Here is a 20,121-nt window from a genome sequence, read left to right on the forward strand (position 1 = left end):
CAACGGGGTTGCTATAAATAAATTAATCAGTGTGAAGAAACAGCTTTTAACCCAATAATGGAAGCAATAAGTGTAACTAAAAATACAATACGCCAGGTAGTGGCCGGCTCCTTAAATATAAAGATCCCTACCAGCACGGTACCTACCGCACCGATACCCGTCCACACCGCGTAGGCCGTACCCAGCGGTATATGCAAAGAAGCCCGGTACAGCAAATACATGCTGGCCGATAAACAAATAAAAAAACCTGTCATCCATACTGCCGTGTTGGTATCGGGCTCTCTCGCTTTTCCTAAACAGGTAGCAAAGCCTACTTCAAACAACCCGGCTATGATCAATAATATCCAATTCATACATTTTAATCCAGCTGTGAAACAATCTCCTCACTCAGTGGTGATACGGATGGCGGATAATAATCAATTAAAGTGCCATTCTCATCTACTAGGTATTTTGAAAAGTTCCATTCCGGAGCGGTGCTATTCCAACCGTTTTTGGCAGCATCGGTCAGCCATTGGTATACGCTGTTTTGTTGTGCACTTTTGATCACCGTAGTTTTTTGCATTAACGGGAAGCTCACGCCAAAATTCACCTGGCAAAAACTGGCAATTTCCTCATCGGTTCCTTTTTCCTGTTCCTTAAAATCGTTGGCCGGAAAACCCAGTATCACCAGTTTATCCTTATGCTGCTCATATAGTTTTTGCAATTCGGCATACTGGGCTGTATACCCGCAGTTGGAAGCCGTGTTAACGATCAATACTTTTTTGCCCTGCAGTTGCCCGAAATCAAATGCGGTTTTGTTATTGGCGGTAGCACTTAATGTATAAAAGGAGACCGGCGCTTTTACCTGGCCGTCCCGGTTATGTTGCGACATATTTTTCTTTTTAGGAGTTAAAAACATGATAGCCGGGTAAATGGCTTTCATGATGCGTTGCCTGATGGTCATATCTGTATTGTTTTTGGTAACAATAAATACATATACTGCAAACGTAGTACATAGTATAACACTAATAACAACAATGCGTTTCAATAGTTTATATAACCTTTTACGTACCACCTGGTTTATTATTACGTGCAAGATACGATCAATGTACGGGAGTACCCCGGCATTTCCGTTTATCTGTTCCTGTCTCCTTACATAATCTTAATGTAGATTTTTTCGGTATAGCAGGTATCTTTACAGCCGTTCCTAAGATGACAGGGTTTGTAAAGAAATACCAACAACTACTGCGTTTTTGTTTATGTACTATTATATGTAGCCTGCTGGTTACCGGTACCTATGCCCAAACAGCCGCATTTACCATTGATAACCCCAGTGGTTGTGCACCCCTGTCCGTAAACTTTACCGATATCTCCTCCGGCGCCACCGTAGTAAGCCGCAGCTGGAACCTGGGCAGCGGCCCGATCAGCAATACTGACCCTACCGTGGGAGCTAATTTTAATACCCCTGGTACCTATACTATACAACTGACCGTTAACTTCAGCAACGGCACTACACAAACCCAGCAGCAAACCGTAACGGTACACCCCAAACCCGTAGCCAATTTCAACGCCAGTACCCTGATCGGTTGTGCCACCCTGCCGGTAAATTTTACCGATGCATCCACCACGGCCACCGGCAGTATCACTACCTGGAACTGGAGTTTTGGCGCCGGCTCGGCCAGTACACAGAACCCTTCCTACAGCTTTACCACCAATGGCCAGTACACCGTATCCCTTTTTGTGGAGAATAACTGGGGCTGCCGCAGCGATGCCGAAACCAGGCCTAATTATATTACTGTACACAACCGACCCAGTGCAGCCTTTACAGTAGACGCCGATGCCAGCTGTACTTTACCGTTTACACCAACCTTTACCAATAACACTACCGGCAGCGGTACTTTAACCTATGCCTGGGATTTTGGGAATGGCGAAACCTCAACCGATGCCGTACCCGTTCACAGTTATACCACACCCGGCGTGTATACTATTACTTTAAACGCCAATAACGGCACTAACTGTAACAGTAATACAGCCAGCCGTACGGTATATGTTGGCAAGCCGGCAACACCGCCGGTATTAAGCGGACCGGCCAATCTTTGTGTCAATACATCGGGCTATTTCTCTTTTCCCGCTACTACACCATCCAACTGGTTACAAAACGTAAGCTGGGATTTTGGAAACGGTACCGTGGTAAACGGCAGCAACGGCATATACTATACTTATCCCTCGCCGGGCACTTATACCATTACCGCTACCGTACGTTACCGCAGCGGTTGTGAAGACATTATTACCACTAATGTAACCGTTTCGCCAAGACCCGATATTACAGTAAGTGCTTTGCCAACAGCTGCATGCCAGTTACCCTTCAGCACAACATTTACAGCAACCGCTACACCGCTTAACCCCAACTATATTTATAACTGGGATTTTGGTGACGGCAACAGTCAGTCAGGTACAGGCCTTAGCACCATCGGCCACAGTTATGGCAGCGCCGGTAATTATACTGTTACCGTAACAGTCACCGACCCTGATAACCCCAATGCGGCCTGTAATAGCCGTAGCACCACCATGGTTGTAAGAACGGCTATACCCGCCATAGATATTTATAATTACACTCCGCAAAGCGGCTGTAAACCTTTATTCACCACTTTTAATTCCTACTTAAACAACCTGGTTACACCCATTGCCGGTGTACAGTATACCTGGAATTTTGGCGATGGCAGCCCGGACTATATAGTTACACCAAACAACAACTATTCTACCGCAACGCATTTATACACCACTGCCGGAACTTTCACCGTAAGGGTTACCGCTCAAACACCCGAAGGATGTACCACCTATGATGAAGTGGTGGTTACCGTTACCGATGAATGCCCGCCCGGAGAAGGTGGTGGCGGAGGAGGCGGAGGCGGTGGCTTTGGTAATAATGGCGGCAGTTGTGCCAATCGTCTGGCTTATACTTTTACGGCCAATAATGTACCGGGCACTACCGTGTATAGCTGGAATTTTGGCGACCCCGCTTCAGGGGCCGCTAACGAGATAACCGGCAATAACGCCACCATTACACATACCTTTAGCGGCCCCGATACCTATACGGTAACCCTGACCCGTGAAATTACCGCAACCGGTGCACTGGTAACCACTACCCGGGTGATAACTGTTACCAACGAACCCATCGTACCGGCTTTTACGGCCAGCCCCATTGCTGTTTGCCCTAATGGTACCGTAACTTTTACGCCTGCGGGCATTAATGCCGATCGTGTACGCAGTTATACCTGGAACTTTGGTGATGGCTCTCCTGTTACCACCATCAACAATACCAACCCGCCCCTGCCAGCATTGGATGGTGTAACCTCTCATACCTATACAGCAACAGGCACCTATACCGCTACCTTAACTATTATTGATCGGTTAAACTGTTCAACGGTTTCCGATAACAGTATACAGATCATTGTAGATGGACCAACAGCCGATTTTACGGCCGATGTGTTAACCTCCTGCGATCAAAACTTTGACGTAAGGTTTACGCCCACACAAACCCCCATTGATCCATCAGTGCCTATTGTCAGGTGGATCTGGAATTTTGGCGATGGTACTAATATTACCCAAACCAGTGCGGACCCCGTAACGCATAGTTATAACAATAGCAGCTATTACCGGGCCTATGCGGTAAGCTTAACGGTGGAAGATGCCAATGGCTGCCGCAGTGATGTGGTATTAAAACCGGATTATATCAAAGCATATCGTCCGCAGGCTTCTTTTTATGCCAGTAGTCCTTTACGCTGTAATAATTACACTGTAACATTTTACAATACATCCAACGCACAGGGAACCCCAGCTGCACCCAACTACAAGTTTACCTGGAATTTTGGCGATGGCAGTGCAGAAGTAGCGACCAATAGTAACGCGGCACAAACACATACTTATGCCGGCGATGACGAGTACACCATTACATTGACCGTGATGGATGAAAACGGCTGCACCCACACCTATACACAAAACAACTATATACGCATTGTAAAGCCCGTCGCCGATTTTGAACCCGGCGGTAGTATTACCCAATGCGCACCTATAAGCCTGGGCTTTGTCAACCTGTCCGAAACCTTCGGGCAGCCAGCTACCTATACCTGGGATTTTGGTAATGGCGGTACCGGCTCTACCAGTGCAACCCCGCAACCCGTCATCTACCCGGTACCTAATGATTATATGGTAACCTTAACCGTTCGCTCATTAGGCTGCGAAAGCACTATTTCAAAACCCATCACCGTAAAAGGCCCGAGAGGAAATTTAATTGCCGATGTATTGCCCGGCTGTAAACCCTATACGCTGAATATGCAGGTAACCGGCAGCAATATCAGCAGTTATGCCTGGGACTTTAATGATGGCACCCCTGTAACACCATCGGCCACCAATCATACCATATCACATGTATATAACCTGGCGGGTATTTATAACCCCAATGTAATATTAAGAAGTCCGGAAGGCTGCTCCTTTACCCTGCGTCCTGCAAACAACGTAATTGTTGATTCGGTAAAAGCCATATTCACCGCCGATAATACAGCATTCTGTGATGCCGGCACAGTCAACTTTACCAATAACTCAGCCGTTCCATCTTTTTCCGGCTTTGTAAACCAGACCTGGAATTTCGGTGATGGCAGCAGTTTTACCGGCGCTAACCCGCCGGCACATACCTATAACAGCCCCGGCACGTATACTGTAAGTTTACAAACCGGATCGCAATATGGCTGTACCGATATGGCCCAAACCGTGATACAGGTTAACAGCTCTCCCACTGTACAAATTACCGGGCCGGATAATAACTGTTTAACACCCGGCTCTTCCCTGCAGTATGAAGCGGTGGTAAACACCACGGATATGGTGACGCAATATGCCTGGCAATTAAACGGTACGCCAGTAGGCACTAACAGCGCTTCGCTGAATATCGATTACCGCCAACCCGGCATTCACCAGTTACTGCTGACCGTTACAACGGATAAGGATTGCAGCACTACTATTTCCAGGAATATTGTAATAGATTCTGTTGTTGCCAACTTTACTATTGACGAAAATGTTTTCTGTGGTAATGGTACGGTTAGTTTTACCAACCTGTCCACGGTACCAGGCTTTTCGGGCTTTACCGCACAAACCTGGAACCTGGGTGACGGCAGCCCTTCATTTAACGGCAGTACTCCGCCACCACACGCTTATTCTATTCCCAATACCTATACCATCAACCTGGCGGTGGCTTCACAGTATGGTTGTACTGATAATCTTTCTAAAACGGTTACCGTGCACCCCATGCCCGCTGCACAGATCGATGGGCTGGATGTAAATTGTTTACAACCTGGGTCTACCCTGCAATACCATGCGGTCATCAACAGCATTGATCCTGTCACTACTTATCAATGGCAGCTGAATGGCGTAACCATGGGAACCAACGATCCTGTTTTTAAGGTGGATTATCGTCAACCCGGTAACCATGTATTATCATTAACCGTTACTACCTCCAATAACTGTAGCATAACGGTTACCCGTAATATTATTATTGATTCGGTGGTGGCCCGTTTCACCGTTGATAATCATTTTCATTGCGCAACCGGCGAAGTACTATTTACCAATACAGGCAGCAGCGCCTTCCCCATCAATAGTTTTACCTGGAATTATGATAATGGTATCACCCCCTCCTTACCGTTAAATGGCGGCAGTTATACCTATCCTTCGCCCGGTGAGTATTACCCATCGCTGCTATTAGCAACAGTAAATGGTTGCCGCGATCAGTATGTATTGCCGCAAATGATAAAAGTGTATACGGCCCCTGTTGTAACGATCAGCGGTGAAGAAGAAAAATGTGCCCAGAACGAACTTGCCTTCACGGCTTCCATTCAATCGGAAGACCAGGTAATAAGTACCGTATGGCGTTTAAATAATACCGTTATCAGCAATACCGGCCAGGCATCCTACCGTTTTACACAGGCGGGTGATTATGTATTAACCTTTACTGTTACCACGAAACATAACTGTGTGGAGGTAATTACCAAAAACATTACGATCCATCCTTTACCCGTACCCAATGCCACGCCGCAAACGGCTACTATATGTGAGCAGACCAGTATTCAGCTACAGGCAGGTGATGGCGTACAGTATTCCTGGACCCCAACACAAGGCATTATTTCCGGTTCCGATAGCCCCAACCCTGTGGTATCACCGGCCAACACCACCAAGTATTATGTTACGGTGACCAACCAGTTTAACTGTATACAGAAAGATTCGGTGCTTATTACCGTAGACAGAAGAGTACGTTTAACCCATAGCGATAACCAGGTGATCTGTATTGGTAAATCCGTACAGTTGCAGGCAGCAGGTAATACCAATCAATTTGTGTGGTCGCCCGTTACAGGTTTAAACAACCCCAATATTCCTGACCCGGTGGCAGCCCCTACCCAAACAACTACCTATAGCGTTACGGGTATCAGCCAGAATGTTTGTCCCAATGAAACCGGGCATGTATTGGTGGTGGTAGGCCCTTACCCAACTGTTGACCTTGGAGCCGATGTGGTGATCAATGCCGGCCAGGAACATATATTTAACCCGACTGTTAGCAGTGATGTAGAAAAATATTTGTGGCAACCTGCAACGGGATTAAGTTGTACCAACTGTGCCCTTCCCTCATTTGTGGCCGATGATGATATTACCTATAGCCTTACGGTTACCAATCAATACAATTGCAGTACAACCGATGAAGTAAGGGTAACGGTATTGTGTAACAAAGGAGCCATTTATGTGCCCAATGCCTTTACACCAAACGGCGATGGTAAGAATGATATATTTTATATCGGTAAAAGCTTTGGTGTACAGGAAATAAAATCCTTCAACATCTTTAACCGCTGGGGCGAGCTGGTATTCAGCCGCAAAAACATCCGGGCTAATGATATCAACAGCGGCTGGGACGGCCGTATCAAAGGACAACCCGTTGAAACCACCACGGTATTTGTATATATTATCGAAGCTATCTGTAATGAGAACCTGCCGGTGGTGATAAAAGGAACGGTAACGCTGGTCAAATAAATCTTAGATCTCAGATCTGAGATCTGAGATCTAAGATTACTATACTATCTTTTTCAACAATCCCAGCTTCCCTTTCAAACTCGGGTATTTTGCTGCGGGATCAAACCAGGTAGGACTTTTTAAAATGCCTTTTTTATGACTGAAAGTGTCAAAACTATGTTTACCATGATAAGCACCGATACCGCTGGTGCCTCTTCCGCCAAAGGGTAAATGATGGTTGGTGGCGTGCATACTGCTGGTATTGATACAGGCATTGCCCGATGGTACGGCCTGCAGCCATTGTTCCTGTTTTTTACTACTGCCCGAGTAAATATAAAATGCCAGCGGGTTGGGATGTTTCGCAATAATGTGTAAGGCTTCCGGCATACTGCTGTATTCCAGTACCGGTAATATGGGGCCAAAAATTTCGTCCTGCATAACCGGGGCATTATCGCCGGTATCTGTCATCACCGTTGGTGCAATATACAGGTCGTCCCGGTTGTATTGCCCGCCCGTTACAATGTTACCGTTTTGTAAATAACCGGTTAAACGGTCAAACTGTTTGGTGTTAATGATACGGCCGTAGTCATAACTTTCAGCAGGATCGGCGCCAAAAAACTTTTCTATTGTTCGTTGTAAAGCCTGTAGTAATTTTTCTTTAACCGATGTATGTACCAGTATATAATCGGGGGCGATACACATTTGCCCCGCGTTGGAAAATTTGGCCTGTACAATACGTTGTGCCGCTACTTTAATATTGGCATCCCGCTCTACCACACAGGGACTTTTACCACCCAGTTCCAGCACCACCGGCACCAGGTTCTCAGCTGCCATTTTATAAATTGTTTTTCCTACTGCCGGGCTGCCGGTATAAAAAACCAGGTCAAACGTAAAATGCTGCATCAGTGCCGGCACAATTTCATGGCCTTCTCCCTCGGCCACCATTATGTATTCCGGGTTGAAAACCGTTTCAATAATTTTTTTAATAACCGCCAGGGTGGCCGGTGCAAACTCGCTGGGTTTTATTACCACACAGTTGCCGGCGCCAATAGCCCCGATAAGGGGTACCATAATTAATTGTAAGGGATAGTTCCAGGGACCAATGATGAGCACAGTGCCCATAGGCTCGGCTTTTATATAACTGGTGCCGGGAAAGTTAAGCAGGTTGGTATCCACATATTCTTTACGCATCCAATGCTCCAGGTTGGCCAGGGCATAATCCAGTTCATTTAATACAAAACCCGTTTCGGTAACCCAGGTTTCTTCGGCATTTTTGCGCAGGTCGGTAAACAGGGCTGTTTGCAGCTCCTGTTCATGGGCTTTAATGCCTTTTTTAAGTTGTTGCAACTGCTGTTTTCTGAATGCGTAAGCCTGTGTTGCCCCCGATCTGAAATATTGCTGCATCCTTTGTAAGGATGGTATTAAACTATTTTCCATGCCTGCATTAATTAATAATTTACACCTGCCAATACTTTACCGGCTTGCGTATATCTAAATTAATAAAAATGCAGCGCATTGTTATGCTGTCCTTTGTTACAGCTCAATTAAACCCCGGCCGCTTCCGTTTTAGGCCAGTTCCATGCCTGCCATATCACACATATCGTAATTATGCTCTCCACTATGGCCAGGAAAACGTAAAAAATACGCCACCCGGTCAAGGAAGAAGCGGCTATCAGTAACATTAACAGGGTAAAAAATATTCCTAATATTATATTTACTATCCTGCAAACTGCCGGTTTGAGTACCAGCGATAAAAACACCATCAGCGCGGGCACTGTTAACATAAAGGTGGCGGCAAATAACTTCAGGGGAGTGTCCAGCATATTTTCCCCTGTTATTAAGCCTTCCGTTTTGCCGGGAACATACAACTCAAAATAATCTCCATACAGGTAGCAGAACATCAGCGATGTCCACAAAGCGGACAGCTTAATTCTCACATTTACCTTCATATCTTCAAAATAAGTGTTAGCCATTTTCAGTTTTTTTACTTTTTCTGCCAAAGATCAGCAACCATAAACAGGTACCTATTTCGCCCAGTGTAGCCGGCAGGGTGATGAATTTTGAAACAGTATATTGATGAAAATTTACAAAGATGGTATTGGCAAATACACTCAGCAGGTAACCTATGCAACCCAGCATTAATAAAATACCCAGTATTTTGGGTAATACGCCCGATTTATACACCAGGTAACCGAAAGGAAATAGCCAAAGACCCCAGAACACCTGGCACACCCGTAAACCGGAATTATAATTGTCCAGTAGTTGCATTACCTGGGCCTGTAACTCCTCCGTATTATAAACATCCAGGTAACCCGCACCTTCCACCAGGTTAAGTATGGCAAATTTGTGCTGCAGGTTAATAAAGGACATAGGCACACTCACAATGGCCAAAATCACCATCAGTTTGGCATACTGCTCATTTACTCCGTGCAATATTTTGTACAGTACCAGGGGAAGCAGCAAAAAAGCAATATAACAAAGCATACTGCTAGCAATGCTTAATCTGAACAGTTGCGGGGAGTTCGTTATGTTCTGAAAGGTTTCGGCGGGGTCTTTCCAGTTTACCAAAACAGAGGGAACGTACATTAAACTGAAAATCCCGGTTAGCACCACCACGAGATATATCAGGCCCGCCAGCCGGTCAAATTTTTTTGAAGCAGTCATTTTTTCTTGGTTTTGGGCTAAGACGGCGATGATCAAAATTTGTTACAGGCTTTTACACTTTCTTTTACCCGTTATTGGGCAGCGGCCGGCAGGATGCCCTTATTTTATGGGCCGGTATGTTACATTGCCGCATTTCCCTATCTTGCAGCCCATGTCCACAACACTCTGCTTTGATTTTGGCAATACGCGGAAAAAAGTAGCCGTATTTACCGATACGGTTATTACGAAGATATTGGTTCTTCCCAACGACGATTTGGCCACTATTCAGCAGTTAACGGAGGATTTTAAGCCCCAAAAAACCATTTTATCCTCGGTTATCAACCATAACCCGGAGATAGAGACCTGGTTAAGAGGCTGTTCCAAATTTCACAAACTGGGTCACACCACCAAGGTTTCCTTTACCACACCGGTGGGCAAGCCGGAAACCATCGGGGCCGACAGGCTGGCCATTGCCGCCGCCGCAGTACATTTTCACCCGGGCAAACATAACCTGGTCATTGCCCTGGGCACCTGTGTTACCTATAATTTTATCAATAAATACAATGAATTTGTAGGAGGGGCCATTTCCCCGGGCCTGGAAATGCGGTTAAAATCGCTGCAGCACTATACCGCTTTCCTGCCGGTGGTAAAACCTACCGCCAACGTCCCATTAATAGGTTACGATACAGATACCAACATTCTTTCAGGCGTCGTGTTGGGCATTTGCTACGAAATTGATGGATTTATAGACGAATATGCCGCTAAATTCGACAACTTTAACGTGGTATTAACCGGAGGTGACATGGTACATTTGGGTACACACCTTAAAAACAAGATATTTGCAGACCCTGATTTAATATTTAAAGGTCTTTATGCTATTAGCGAAGTCAACAACCCCTGATAAACTTACCGTAAAAGGGGTTTGCCGTATAGCGGCAACCATACTACTTACTGCTGTAATTACTCCTGTATTTGCACAAGATAACTCGCCCTATTCCAGGTATGGCTTAGGCGATATTACTCCCCCAACCAATGTTATCAGCCGTAGCATGGGTGGCGTATCGGCCGGTTATAATGACCATTTGTCTGTTAACTATAACAACCCGGCATCATACGCCTGGTTCCAGAGTTATATAGAGGCAAAAAGTAAAAAAATGTCAACAGGCCGCGTAGTGCTGGATGTTGGGATGAATATTGACAACCGCACCCTGCGTGAGCCGGGTAATAATACGGTAAACAGTAAATTCGGGGCCACTAATGCTACTTTTTCCCATATTTATATAGGTATGCCTATCAGCCGTAATATGGGTTTAACCTTTGGTATGCGCCCGCTTACCCGTATCAGTTATAATATGGTAAAAGAAGGGCCGCTGGTAGATCCCATTACCAATAAAACGATAGACAGGGTACAGATCCTTAACCAGGGCAACGGCGGTAGTTACCTGCCCTCCATTGGTACCGGTTACAAGATCCGCCTTGATTCTTCACAATTCCTAAGCATCGGGGTGAACGTCGGGTATGTTTTTGGTAAAAAAGATTACAGCACCCGCGTAGCGCCTTTCAGCGATACGGTGGTATACACCCCCGGTAACTGGCAGCGTTTAACCACTTTTGGTGGTTTTAACTTCAATGGCGGCCTGCAGTACACATTCCCGATGGGTAAAAAAATAAAAGCAACCCTGGGGGCTTTCGGTACTTTACAGCAAACCTTAAATGCCCGTCAAAGCACCGTTCGCGAAACATATTACTACAGTGCCGATGCCGGTAATGTCCGTATCGACAGCGTATACGAAGAAAAAGACGTAAAGGGCAAGATCAAATACCCCTCCAGTTATACAGCCGGTATATTTTTACAAAAAGCCATCAACTACGATCCTAAAAACCCGGAAGGCGGCTGGAGCTTAGGTGTTGATTTCACCCGCAGCAACTGGGCCGATTACCGTTATTACGACCAGACCGATATGGTAAAGAACAACTGGGAAATACGCATTGGCGGTGAATTACGCCCTATTCCAAGGGCAAAAAGCTATTTCAGTAATGTGGCTTACCGTGCCGGCTTTTTTACCGGCCCTGATTATATAAATGTAGGTGGTAAAAACCTTCCCCAATATGGCATTTCGGCCGGTATAGGTATGCCTTTATTAGGCCAGACCCAACAGGCCAGGAACCAGTTACTGATGCTGAACCTTGGTTTTGAGTACATCAAACGCGGTAACAACAGCAATGTATTAAAAGAAGACATGTTCCGTATATCACTGGGATTATCGTTAAGCGATTTCTGGTTTGGTAAACGTAAATACGATTAATACTTTATAGGGCGTGCCCCTGTAAAAAAATATGGGGCGTCTTTACCATATGGTGGAGACGCTTATTTTTTTACAGGGTCGGGCTGTCCGCTGTATCTTTTGCCCTCTGCTGCTTTGGCTGCCCTGCGCAAAAGGATGCCGCTTCCATCCCTCACGCTTTGGCAGTGTAAGCAGAAATAGGATTAACTTGCGTGCTGTTTAATAGTAACCAGGCATAGTAAATAATGAAAGCAATAACCAATCAATACAAACAAAAACATCCGCTGTTTGCCCTTTTACTGGTAATAGGCTGTAGCATTGTATTGTTTGCCTGCGAAAACGACCAGAAGGAAATTGATAAATGGACCAAGGACATTAAACTACCCGAAGTAGCTAAATTCATTGACGGCACTTTAAGCCAGAACGGCATTGTAAAAGCCAAGCTGAAAGCCCCGTCCATGATCCGTATGGAAGGCAGTTCCAACGATTCCATCTACACCGAATTTCCCAAAACATTACATGTTGATTTTTATAACGATAGCATCAAACGCGAAAGCTGGCTCGATGCCAAATATGGTAAATACTATAATAACCTCAACAAAATTTACCTGCGCGACAGCGTGGTCATCATCAACGTTCGTGGCGATACACTCTGGTGCCATGATATGTGGTGGGACCAGAATACCAAATTGTTTTATACCGATACTATCGCCACCTACAAATCTTTTGGTAAAAACATTACCGGTAAGCTTGGTATGGAAGCTACCCAGGATTTAAAAAGAGTAACCTTTAAGGTTCCTGTGGGTTCTATTGATACGGAGGCCGGGAATAAAAAAGATACTAGTGCGTCGGCACCCCCTGCAACACAGCCGGTAATAACCCCGGTTCTACAATAATTTATGAAGCTGTCGACACTTGGTTAACAGCTTCATAAATTTTATCTGCGTTAATTAGCCTTTTTGAACAATAGTTTTGCGTTCGTCCATTCGTCTGCAGCATCTAAAAAAGACAACATTTTTGTAAAATTGGCGGCTGGCTCAAAGTTATGGGTGTAATGTTTTTTCACTTTTATGGTAATTATATTGTTGGCAGTGGTTGCTTCAACAATAAATAAACCTGTTTCATTGCTTACATTTTTATTAAGTTCCTGTACACCTTCAACGGTATAACCGATGGGTATTTCCAATTCAATAACATATTCAATACCACGGGCAAACGGCATGTACACATCTATTGTGCGGTTACGGTTATTATCCTTAATAGAAAGCGGTTGTCCCTGTATTTTGCCAACTTCTACAATAATATTATTCCCCGCTTTCTTTACCAGGCCATCCAGGTTAAAAGAAGAGCTGTATACAAAATCGGGTTCGGTATGCCGGATACCGAGGCTGGTTACTTTATGGTCTTTCAGGTCGGTTACGTCCTGCTCAAACCATTCCTTTGCTTCATTTACAAATGCTGTTTTCTGGTTTTTCCGGGCTTCGGCAAAAGCATTTTTTACCTCTTCAACATATTTTTTACTTTTCTTGCCATCTTCCAGGGCTTCCAGTAATGACTCTTTATCGCCAAAACTTTTCCTTTCACTTTCATAAATATCTTCGTACAATGCCAGGCTTTGCTGTGCGTCCAGTTTATAATGCCCTTTGAGGATTGTATTTCGTTTTACTCTTAAAGTGCTTATATCATCATTAATACTCAACCGCAGGTTTTCCTGTCTTAAATTGTCCTTTGCCATAGATGCCGGTATTCGCGGACCTGTTGCCACATTTGACATACCTGCAATTTTTTTCATACTGCCTACAGCAACGGGGTGACTGAAAGTTATGCTTTTGGTATTTTGTACCCCTTCCACAAAGTCTGGTATTTTAAATGGAAAGTCAAAAATAGTGTTAATTGAAAAATACTTTTTTGAGCCGGGCAGGTAAGCCAAACTTTGTAAATCTGAACGGCTCATAGCATCCTTAAGCCTGTAACCGCGATTGTGTTCGCTGAGTAGTATAGCGGGCTCCATTCCGGCTACTTTCATAATGGCAAATAAAGGAAATGCAGCACCATTATATTCTCTTGAACCAATATTCAGGGTTTCCGATAGCCTGTTTATATCAAAGCCCATTAACGCACCCCTGAATGTATAAAACAACAAAGCTGCCTTTTCATCATCGGTGAGGTCTTTATATTTAAGCCCCATCTGTTTCGCCTTTTTTTGAGCTGTCTTTTCAATCTCACCATATTGCTTTCTCCCGGCTAATAACCAATAATTATAATAGTAGCTTTCCGAGTAGTCCTGGGCAATATCATCAAGGATCTCATTCTCGTTTTCCAGTTTCAAAATTTCGCCTGGTCTCCTGGTACCATTATACTTTGCGCCTAAACCCGAGTAGCCCAATGAAATACTCATTCTGATAAAAGGCAGTTGTCGCGCCGGCGCTATCCATAATGCCGTTTCATAAGCCGGTATATTATCTTTCTGCACATCAATAATGATTTCTTTATCATTATTCTTTCCTATTTTCAAATCAGGCGCATTATTATAACTGCGATAAAGTATAGCCATTTTTTTGCCTAACTCCCCGTGAAATGACAAGTTCAGTATCGGCGCATCATCAAACAATAAAATACGGTACTCTTTTGCACCCTGCTCATTCACTAATTGCTGGTCAGAGGCAATATAATAATCAATAATATCTCCTGGTTCCAGATTGGGAACGGCAATTTTTGCTTTTTTATTTTTGGGGTCATCCCTGGTAAGCACCACATCGTCAGCATTAATCTCCGTTACCTTTCCGTTTGGCTTTATAATCCTTATACCCACATAAGTTGATAATTTTTCAGATGTATAAAATCCACTGGTACGGGCAAATTTTGTAAATGCCAGTTCGGAATAATACTCTACAGCCGCTTTATCATTGAGCTTAATAACTTCCCTCACTATTTCTAAAATATTTAATTCACGTTTGCTGCCAATACCGCCAAAATAAAAAGCAATGCCGGATTTGCTTTCGCTGGTTAGCTCTGTATGACGTGCGATTACTACTTTAGAGGCATTGGCATATTCTTTTGGAATATCGCGTACGTGAAACTGCGGCTTGTCCCAGGCAAATACCTGTTGTTTAATCTCAGCAGATGCTTTTCTATAAGCCTGTTCGTTTTTATCCTGTGCAAGGCCCTTTATACTCATCGCAGTGAGTACTAATGCAAGAAAATAATACTTCATGGTGGTTTACTTTACAGTCAGTTCAAGTTGTTCGTTATAAAAATTTTTAAGTGTTTTTATGTCTTTATTCCAGGTGGTAAATGTTTCCGGCTTTAGTTCAGTACGATCAATGGCTATTTCTCTGCGGTATAATAATTTCCGTCCTTCTTTTTTATAGGTTATACTAAAGCGGTAGGCCTGGTTTTTTATATCCAGTACGGCAGGGAGCTTTTCCGCCGAAAAGTTATCCGGTAACATAATTTCGGTTTCAAATATGGTGTGATTTTTAAATGGTAGTATAACCGGTTGCTTTCTTTTATTTTCGTCAATGGTAAATCCCTCATAAGTTCTGCGGTTATCTACCTCCAGGTAAGCTTCTTTTCCAAAGTTGGAAATAACGTTTTTCCATACCAGGTCGTAGGTTATTTTTAAGGGGGCGTTGTAATCGTTCAGATTATGCACCTGCATATTACTTATCTCATATCCTTTTTTATTATCTGCCAGGAAGTTCTTTATGGCATCTTCTTTTTTCTCCTGTTTAATACTGTTTAACTGGTTTAACAGCCATACTTTGTTTTCTCCGATCCAGGTATGGCTTACCGTTCCTTTTAAATTATTGCCGTCAATGGTAAGCTTCCGGCTTTCTATGGCCGTATTTTGTGTATAAGTAGCTACCGACACTCTTTCCAGGATATACTGGCTGCCGTCTTCTATTAAAGTTTGCCGACCCTGGATTCTTTCGGCTACCTCTCCAAAGCCAATATATTTTTCCGTAGCATCTAAAAACACGGGTTTGCCATTTTTAAACCAAGCGCTGATCATATGATTGTCTACTGCCAGTGAAGGTGTACTGTAATCGTAAGCAATTTTATTCGTTCCTATCCAGCACCGGCGCGCATCCAAATTAATAGAACGTAACATAGTGGTTAAAAGGTTAGCCATTCCTTTACAGTCGCCATACTTTTTTTGGTACACATCTATTGCCGGCGCCGGCTTAAACCCGGCAATACCATTTTCAAAAGCTATATACCTGATATTATCCTGTACCCACTGAAATACTTTTTTAACCTTCTCCTCATCTGTCTGGCTACCGGCCACAATCGCTTCGGTCTGGGCTTTTAATTTGCCGGTTTCGTCACCCAGTTCCTTTACCAGTTTATTATACCAATTGTATTGTTCTTTAACCGTTTTAAAATAGGTAAAACTGCCAAAATCATTGGCTGCCGATTTTGACATAACCAATACATGCGGGCTGTATTGGGTGATACCCGGTGCCGAACTTTCATCACTTATGGCAGGTAATCCCTTAAATGTATAGGTATATATGGTTTCGTTAGCACCCTTATTAACGGCAGATTCCACACCGTACCTGGAAAAATTGTACTCTTTCAGTTCTACATTCATCCAGTTTGGTACAACAATCCTTACACTGCCGTTTTCGATTGCATAATGATCCATAAAGAAAACATTGCAAAAATAGCGGGGGTCGAGTACTGTTTTTTTAAAGACTACCCTGGAGGTACTGTTTTGCTTTGCCAAAGGGATCTGGAAATGATATACCTTGGCATCGGAATAAAAAATTCCATCCATTTCATAATATTCCGCAACAGGTTTGTAATTATATTTTTTAGAGTCAACCTGGATATTGATATCGTCAACCGTTTCCTCCTGGCCAAAAAATTCGGCAATGGTAACCCGGGTCCTGTAACTTTTGCACAGGTACTCTTTGGTTGACACCTCTTTTATTACAACAGGGTTTTCCCTGGTACCGGCTTCAAACCTGAACTCCCGGGTATAGTTGGTAATAGCAACATTTTCCGGTGCATTTTCTTCCTCACCGGCCGACTGGGCCTTTGCATGTAAAAACAGGAAAAAACAAAGAAGGACTGACAGGGTTTTAAATATGACCGGTTTGGCGGATCTAACAAATAATGGTACGTGCATGTTAGTAATGGAAAATATTGTTAAAGGGGCACTAAGATATAGTTTTATCCCGAATTATAAAACCGGCACAAATAGCAAAATCCGTTGCAATTATATCTACCTTGTGGTACAAGTTGCATTAAAAAATTGGTACATTTAATTAGTTAACAGAACCTCGAGGATATTAAAATTGTTATCAATAAAAAAATTATGGAATACAGATACATGGGTAAAACCGGCCTGCAGTTAAGCTTGCTTTCCTTTGGCAGCTGGGTTAGTTTTCACAAACAGATTGATGATAGTGTTGCCGATGAGCTGATGGGCATTGCTTACGACAACGGGGTTAATTTTTTTGACAATGCCGAAATTTATGCCCTGGGCGAAAGTGAGAAAATGATGGGCCGGGTGCTGAAAAAGAAAAACTGGGAACGCAGTTCCTATACGGTCAGCAGTAAGGCTTTCTGGGGATGGCGGGGTGAAAAAAATAAACCCAACCAAACCGGCCTTAGCCGTAAACACCTGGTGGAAGCCTGTCATGAAGCGCTGGAACGTTTACAGGTGGATTACCTGGACCTTTATTTTTGCCACCGCCCCGATAAAAAAGTGCCGATCGAAGAAGTAGTATGGACCATGCACCAGTTAATACAGCAAGGCAAGATATTATACTGGGGTACCAGCGAATGGAGCGGGGTAGAGATCATGGAGGCCCACCGCATTGCGGCCCAGCACCATTTAATAGGCCCATCGGTAGAACAGCCGCAATACAACCTCTTTGAGCGTAATAAAATGGAGAACGAATACCGCATGGTATTTAATACGGTAGGTATGGGCACTACCACCTGGAGCCCCCTGGCATCCGGTTTATTAAGCGGTAAATACAATGAGGGCATACCGGAGAACAGCCGTTTTGCCATCCAGGGTTTTGACTGGTTAAAAGACCGCTGGATAAAAGATGGTTTTATTGATAAAGTAAAACAACTGGCACAGTTAGCCAAAGATATCGATGTGCCATTGCCCGCACTAAGTATTGCCTGGTGTTTAACCAACCCGCATGTTACTACTACCATATTAGGTGCTACCAATAAGGAGCAGTTATTACAAAACTTTAAAGCCCTGGAGGTATTACCAAAATTAGATAAAGCGGTTATTGAAAAAATTGAAGCTATTGTGCAAACCAAACCCGTTTTGCCAGAGCATTAATAAGACCATTAAAAAAACCGACCCGCAAAAGCGGGTCGTGTTTTTTTGAGGCCAAAAACGATTACTGGACGGTTCCTCAAAAGGTTTTCATCAACGGGTATTAGGATTTAAACGGGACTCATTTAAAAAAAAGCCTCAAAATAATTTATAGTGCCGGGCCTTACTGTCAAACCGGATTTTTCAAAGGGTTGGATAAAACTATTTTCTAGTTCGCAGTAAAAGTAACACCCATTATTAATTCACACCAGCGCATTTTTGGCTAAAAAAAAGCTTGTTAAATATACTTGCCAATTCGTATTATTACTTTAGGTTTACTTAATCTCAATCAATACATTTACAAATACTTTTCAAAAAGCTTGCATATGTCATTAAAAAATAAAACTGTATTTATTACCGGCGCCAGCAGGGGTATTGGTAAAGCTATTGCCTTACGCCTGGCTGCCGAAGGGGCAAATATTGTGGTAGTAGCTAAATCAGTAGAGGAGAATGCAAAACTGGGTGGTACCATTTTTTCATCTGCACAGGAAATTGAAGCAGCAGGTGGTAAAGCACTGGCCGTACAATGCGATATCCGCTACGAAGACCAGATAGCCGCAGCCGTTAATAAAGCCGTTGAAACTTTTGGCGGCATTGATATACTCATTAATAATGCATCGGCCATTGCACTTACCAATACCGAACAAACCGAACCCAAGCGGTTTGACCTGATGCACGATATTAATGTAAGAGGAACTTTTTTTGTAACCCAGGCCTGCGTACCGCATTTAAAAAAATCGGATAACGCCCATATTGTTACCCTGTCGCCGCCTATTAGTTTAGCTACCAAATGGTTAAAAGGACATATAGCCTATACCATGGCCAAATACAATATGAGCATGATGGCTTTAGGCTGGGCCGCCGAGTTTAAGCAATACAATATTGCCTCCAATGCCTTATGGCCGCGAACAACGATTGATACGGCGGCTGTACGCAATTTACTGGGAGGCGAAACCCTGGCAAAAATGAGCCGTACCCCGGCTATACTGGCCGATGCGGTGTATTATATTGTTACCAAACCTGCCAGCCAGGTAACCGGCAATTGTTTTATTGATGAGGCCGTTTTTGCCGCCGAAGGCATTACTGACCTGAGCAGTTATTCCGTTATTCCGGGGGCAGACCTGTATACGGACCTGTTTTTAGATTAATATTGCTGTTTTATAACAGGGAGACACCAGCCTTGCTGGTGTTTTTTGTTTACAGGTTATGACCCGTGCCTTGCTGATAGCGTTGCTGCAGCTGAAGTGTGCGACGCAACAACAGCCTGATCAGTCGGAAAAAACAATCGGGAGTGCAACCTTGTTATAAATACTATGCGTTGCCATTTGATAGAAGCAATGTAAATTTGAAAACAGTTAAAACACCCCGCTCATGGAAAAAGAGATCACAAAAAAATATACGAATAACGATATAACCGTGGTGTGGAAGCCCGCAAAATGTATCCATTCCACCGTATGCTGGAAACAGGCTACCGGCCTGCCGCTTGTTTTTAATCCCAGGGAAAAACCATGGATAAAAATGGAGAACGGGGAAACTGCCGCTATTGCCGCACAGGTAGATAAATGCCCCAGCGGTGCACTCAGCTATTATTATAATAATGCTCCCGATACAGCAGCTACACCTGATACAAGCGCTACTACTATTGAAGTAATGCATAATGGCCCCCTGTTAGTACATGGCGCCATACAGGTAAAAGATAAAACGGGAAAACAGGAAGCCAAAGCAAATATTACCGCCTTTTGCCGTTGTGGCCACTCAAAAAACAAACCTTACTGCGATGGCGGCCACAAAACAGCAGGATTTAATGACGAATTATAA

14 protein-coding genes are annotated in these 20,121 nt (G+C 43.8%); 7 read left to right on the plus strand and 7 right to left on the minus strand.

All coding sequences use genetic code 11. The annotated features are described in order from the left end of the window. Nucleotides 1-26: 26 nt before the first annotated feature. Both ACFS6H_RS09525 and ACFS6H_RS09530 read right to left on the minus strand, forming a co-directional pair. A complete protein-coding gene (locus ACFS6H_RS09525; protein ID WP_386097676.1) occupies nt 27-353 on the minus strand; it encodes a DMT family transporter in 327 nt (108 codons plus the stop codon). Between the two features lie 5 nt (nt 354-358). Then, entirely contained in the window at nt 359-1,075 is a 717-nt protein-coding gene (locus ACFS6H_RS09530; RefSeq protein ID WP_386097678.1) for a glutathione peroxidase, read from the minus strand. A gap of 116 nt (nt 1,076-1,191) precedes the next feature. On the opposite strand from ACFS6H_RS09530, the gene ACFS6H_RS09535 reads away from it, so the two are divergent. After that, a complete protein-coding gene (locus ACFS6H_RS09535; RefSeq protein ID WP_386097680.1) occupies nt 1,192-7,044 on the plus strand; it encodes a PKD domain-containing protein in 5,853 nt (1,950 codons plus the stop codon). Nucleotides 7,045-7,083: 39 nt separating this feature from the next. On the opposite strand, the gene ACFS6H_RS09540 is transcribed toward ACFS6H_RS09535, so the two are convergent. From ACFS6H_RS09540 to ACFS6H_RS09550, 3 genes are all read right to left on the minus strand, one after another. Next, entirely contained in the window at nt 7,084-8,460 is a 1,377-nt protein-coding gene (locus tag ACFS6H_RS09540; RefSeq protein WP_386097682.1) for an aldehyde dehydrogenase, read from the minus strand. A 107-nt stretch (nt 8,461-8,567) separates the two neighbouring features. Further along, on the minus strand, nt 8,568-8,996 hold the full coding sequence (locus ACFS6H_RS09545) for a DUF6326 family protein (RefSeq protein WP_386097684.1): 429 nt from the start codon (nt 8,994-8,996) through the stop codon (nt 8,568-8,570). Next, nucleotides 8,989-9,687 (minus strand): DUF4386 domain-containing protein, encoded by a 699-nt coding sequence (locus ACFS6H_RS09550; RefSeq protein ID WP_386097686.1) that lies wholly within the window; start codon nt 9,685-9,687, stop codon nt 8,989-8,991. The genes ACFS6H_RS09545 and ACFS6H_RS09550 overlap by 8 nt, the downstream gene beginning before the upstream one ends. A gap of 151 nt (nt 9,688-9,838) precedes the next feature. Between ACFS6H_RS09550 and ACFS6H_RS09555 the strand changes: the two genes are divergently transcribed. The 3 genes from ACFS6H_RS09555 to lptC all read left to right on the plus strand — a co-directional run bounded on the left by ACFS6H_RS09555 (nt 9,839) and on the right by lptC (nt 12,847). Continuing rightward, a complete protein-coding gene (locus tag ACFS6H_RS09555) occupies nt 9,839-10,567 on the plus strand; it encodes a type III pantothenate kinase (protein WP_386097688.1) in 729 nt (242 codons plus the stop codon). After that, complete coding sequence (locus tag ACFS6H_RS09560; protein ID WP_386097690.1) at nt 10,539-11,972, plus strand: hypothetical protein; 1,434 nt, start codon at nt 10,539-10,541, stop codon at nt 11,970-11,972. Before ACFS6H_RS09555 ends, ACFS6H_RS09560 begins: the two co-directional genes overlap by 29 nt. A 224-nt stretch (nt 11,973-12,196) precedes the next feature. Then, entirely contained in the window at nt 12,197-12,847 is a 651-nt protein-coding gene (gene lptC, locus ACFS6H_RS09565; protein ID WP_386097692.1) for an LPS export ABC transporter periplasmic protein LptC, read from the plus strand. Nucleotides 12,848-12,897: 50 nt separating this feature from the next. Here the strand turns inward: lptC and ACFS6H_RS09570 are convergent, their stop codons facing one another. Next, complete coding sequence (locus ACFS6H_RS09570; protein WP_386097694.1) at nt 12,898-15,165, minus strand: hypothetical protein; 2,268 nt, start codon at nt 15,163-15,165, stop codon at nt 12,898-12,900. A 6-nt stretch (nt 15,166-15,171) separates the two neighbouring features. Then, nucleotides 15,172-17,088: a transglutaminase domain-containing protein gene (locus ACFS6H_RS09575; RefSeq protein ID WP_386097696.1), complete on the minus strand. Its 1,917-nt coding sequence runs from the start codon at nt 17,086-17,088 to the stop codon at nt 15,172-15,174. A 189-nt stretch (nt 17,089-17,277) separates the two neighbouring features. Between ACFS6H_RS09575 and ACFS6H_RS09580 the strand changes: the two genes are divergently transcribed. The 3 genes from ACFS6H_RS09580 (at nt 17,278) to ACFS6H_RS09590 (ending at nt 20,121) form a co-directional block, all read left to right on the plus strand. Next, nucleotides 17,278-18,267 (plus strand): aldo/keto reductase, encoded by a 990-nt coding sequence (locus ACFS6H_RS09580; RefSeq protein WP_386097698.1) that lies wholly within the window; start codon nt 17,278-17,280, stop codon nt 18,265-18,267. A gap of 362 nt (nt 18,268-18,629) precedes the next feature. Next, nucleotides 18,630-19,451, plus strand: a complete 822-nt coding sequence (locus ACFS6H_RS09585) for an SDR family oxidoreductase (RefSeq protein ID WP_386097700.1) — start codon at nt 18,630-18,632, stop codon at nt 19,449-19,451. A gap of 223 nt (nt 19,452-19,674) precedes the next feature. Continuing rightward, the gene (locus tag ACFS6H_RS09590; RefSeq protein ID WP_386097702.1) at nt 19,675-20,121 is read left to right on the plus strand and encodes a (4Fe-4S)-binding protein; all 447 of its coding nucleotides are present in this window, start codon (nt 19,675-19,677) and stop codon (nt 20,119-20,121) included.

The organism is Terrimonas rubra (assembly GCF_042686025.1).
In the GTDB taxonomy this organism is placed as follows: domain Bacteria; phylum Bacteroidota; class Bacteroidia; order Chitinophagales; family Chitinophagaceae; genus Terrimonas; species Terrimonas rubra.

Bases quoted from the DNA above. Each gene is read 5' to 3' on its own strand.
- ACFS6H_RS09525 (WP_386097676.1), bottom strand. From the start codon at position 353: ATGAATTGGATATTATTGATCATAGCCGGGTTGTTTGAAGTAGGCTTT.
- ACFS6H_RS09535 (WP_386097680.1), top strand. From the start codon at position 1,192: ATGACAGGGTTTGTAAAGAAATACCAACAACTACTGCGTTTTTGTTTA.
- ACFS6H_RS09540 (WP_386097682.1), bottom strand. From the start codon at position 8,460: ATGGAAAATAGTTTAATACCATCCTTACAAAGGATGCAGCAATATTTC.
- ACFS6H_RS09545 (WP_386097684.1), bottom strand. From the start codon at position 8,996: ATGGCTAACACTTATTTTGAAGATATGAAGGTAAATGTGAGAATTAAG.
- ACFS6H_RS09550 (WP_386097686.1), bottom strand. From the start codon at position 9,687: ATGACTGCTTCAAAAAAATTTGACCGGCTGGCGGGCCTGATATATCTC.
- ACFS6H_RS09555 (WP_386097688.1), top strand. From the start codon at position 9,839: ATGTCCACAACACTCTGCTTTGATTTTGGCAATACGCGGAAAAAAGTA.
- ACFS6H_RS09560 (WP_386097690.1), top strand. From the start codon at position 10,539: ATGCTATTAGCGAAGTCAACAACCCCTGATAAACTTACCGTAAAAGGG.
- lptC (WP_386097692.1), top strand. From the start codon at position 12,197: ATGAAAGCAATAACCAATCAATACAAACAAAAACATCCGCTGTTTGCC.
- ACFS6H_RS09570 (WP_386097694.1), bottom strand. From the start codon at position 15,165: ATGAAGTATTATTTTCTTGCATTAGTACTCACTGCGATGAGTATAAAG.
- ACFS6H_RS09575 (WP_386097696.1), bottom strand. From the start codon at position 17,088: ATGCACGTACCATTATTTGTTAGATCCGCCAAACCGGTCATATTTAAA.
- ACFS6H_RS09580 (WP_386097698.1), top strand. From the start codon at position 17,278: ATGGAATACAGATACATGGGTAAAACCGGCCTGCAGTTAAGCTTGCTT.
- ACFS6H_RS09585 (WP_386097700.1), top strand. From the start codon at position 18,630: ATGTCATTAAAAAATAAAACTGTATTTATTACCGGCGCCAGCAGGGGT.
- ACFS6H_RS09590 (WP_386097702.1), top strand. From the start codon at position 19,675: ATGGAAAAAGAGATCACAAAAAAATATACGAATAACGATATAACCGTG.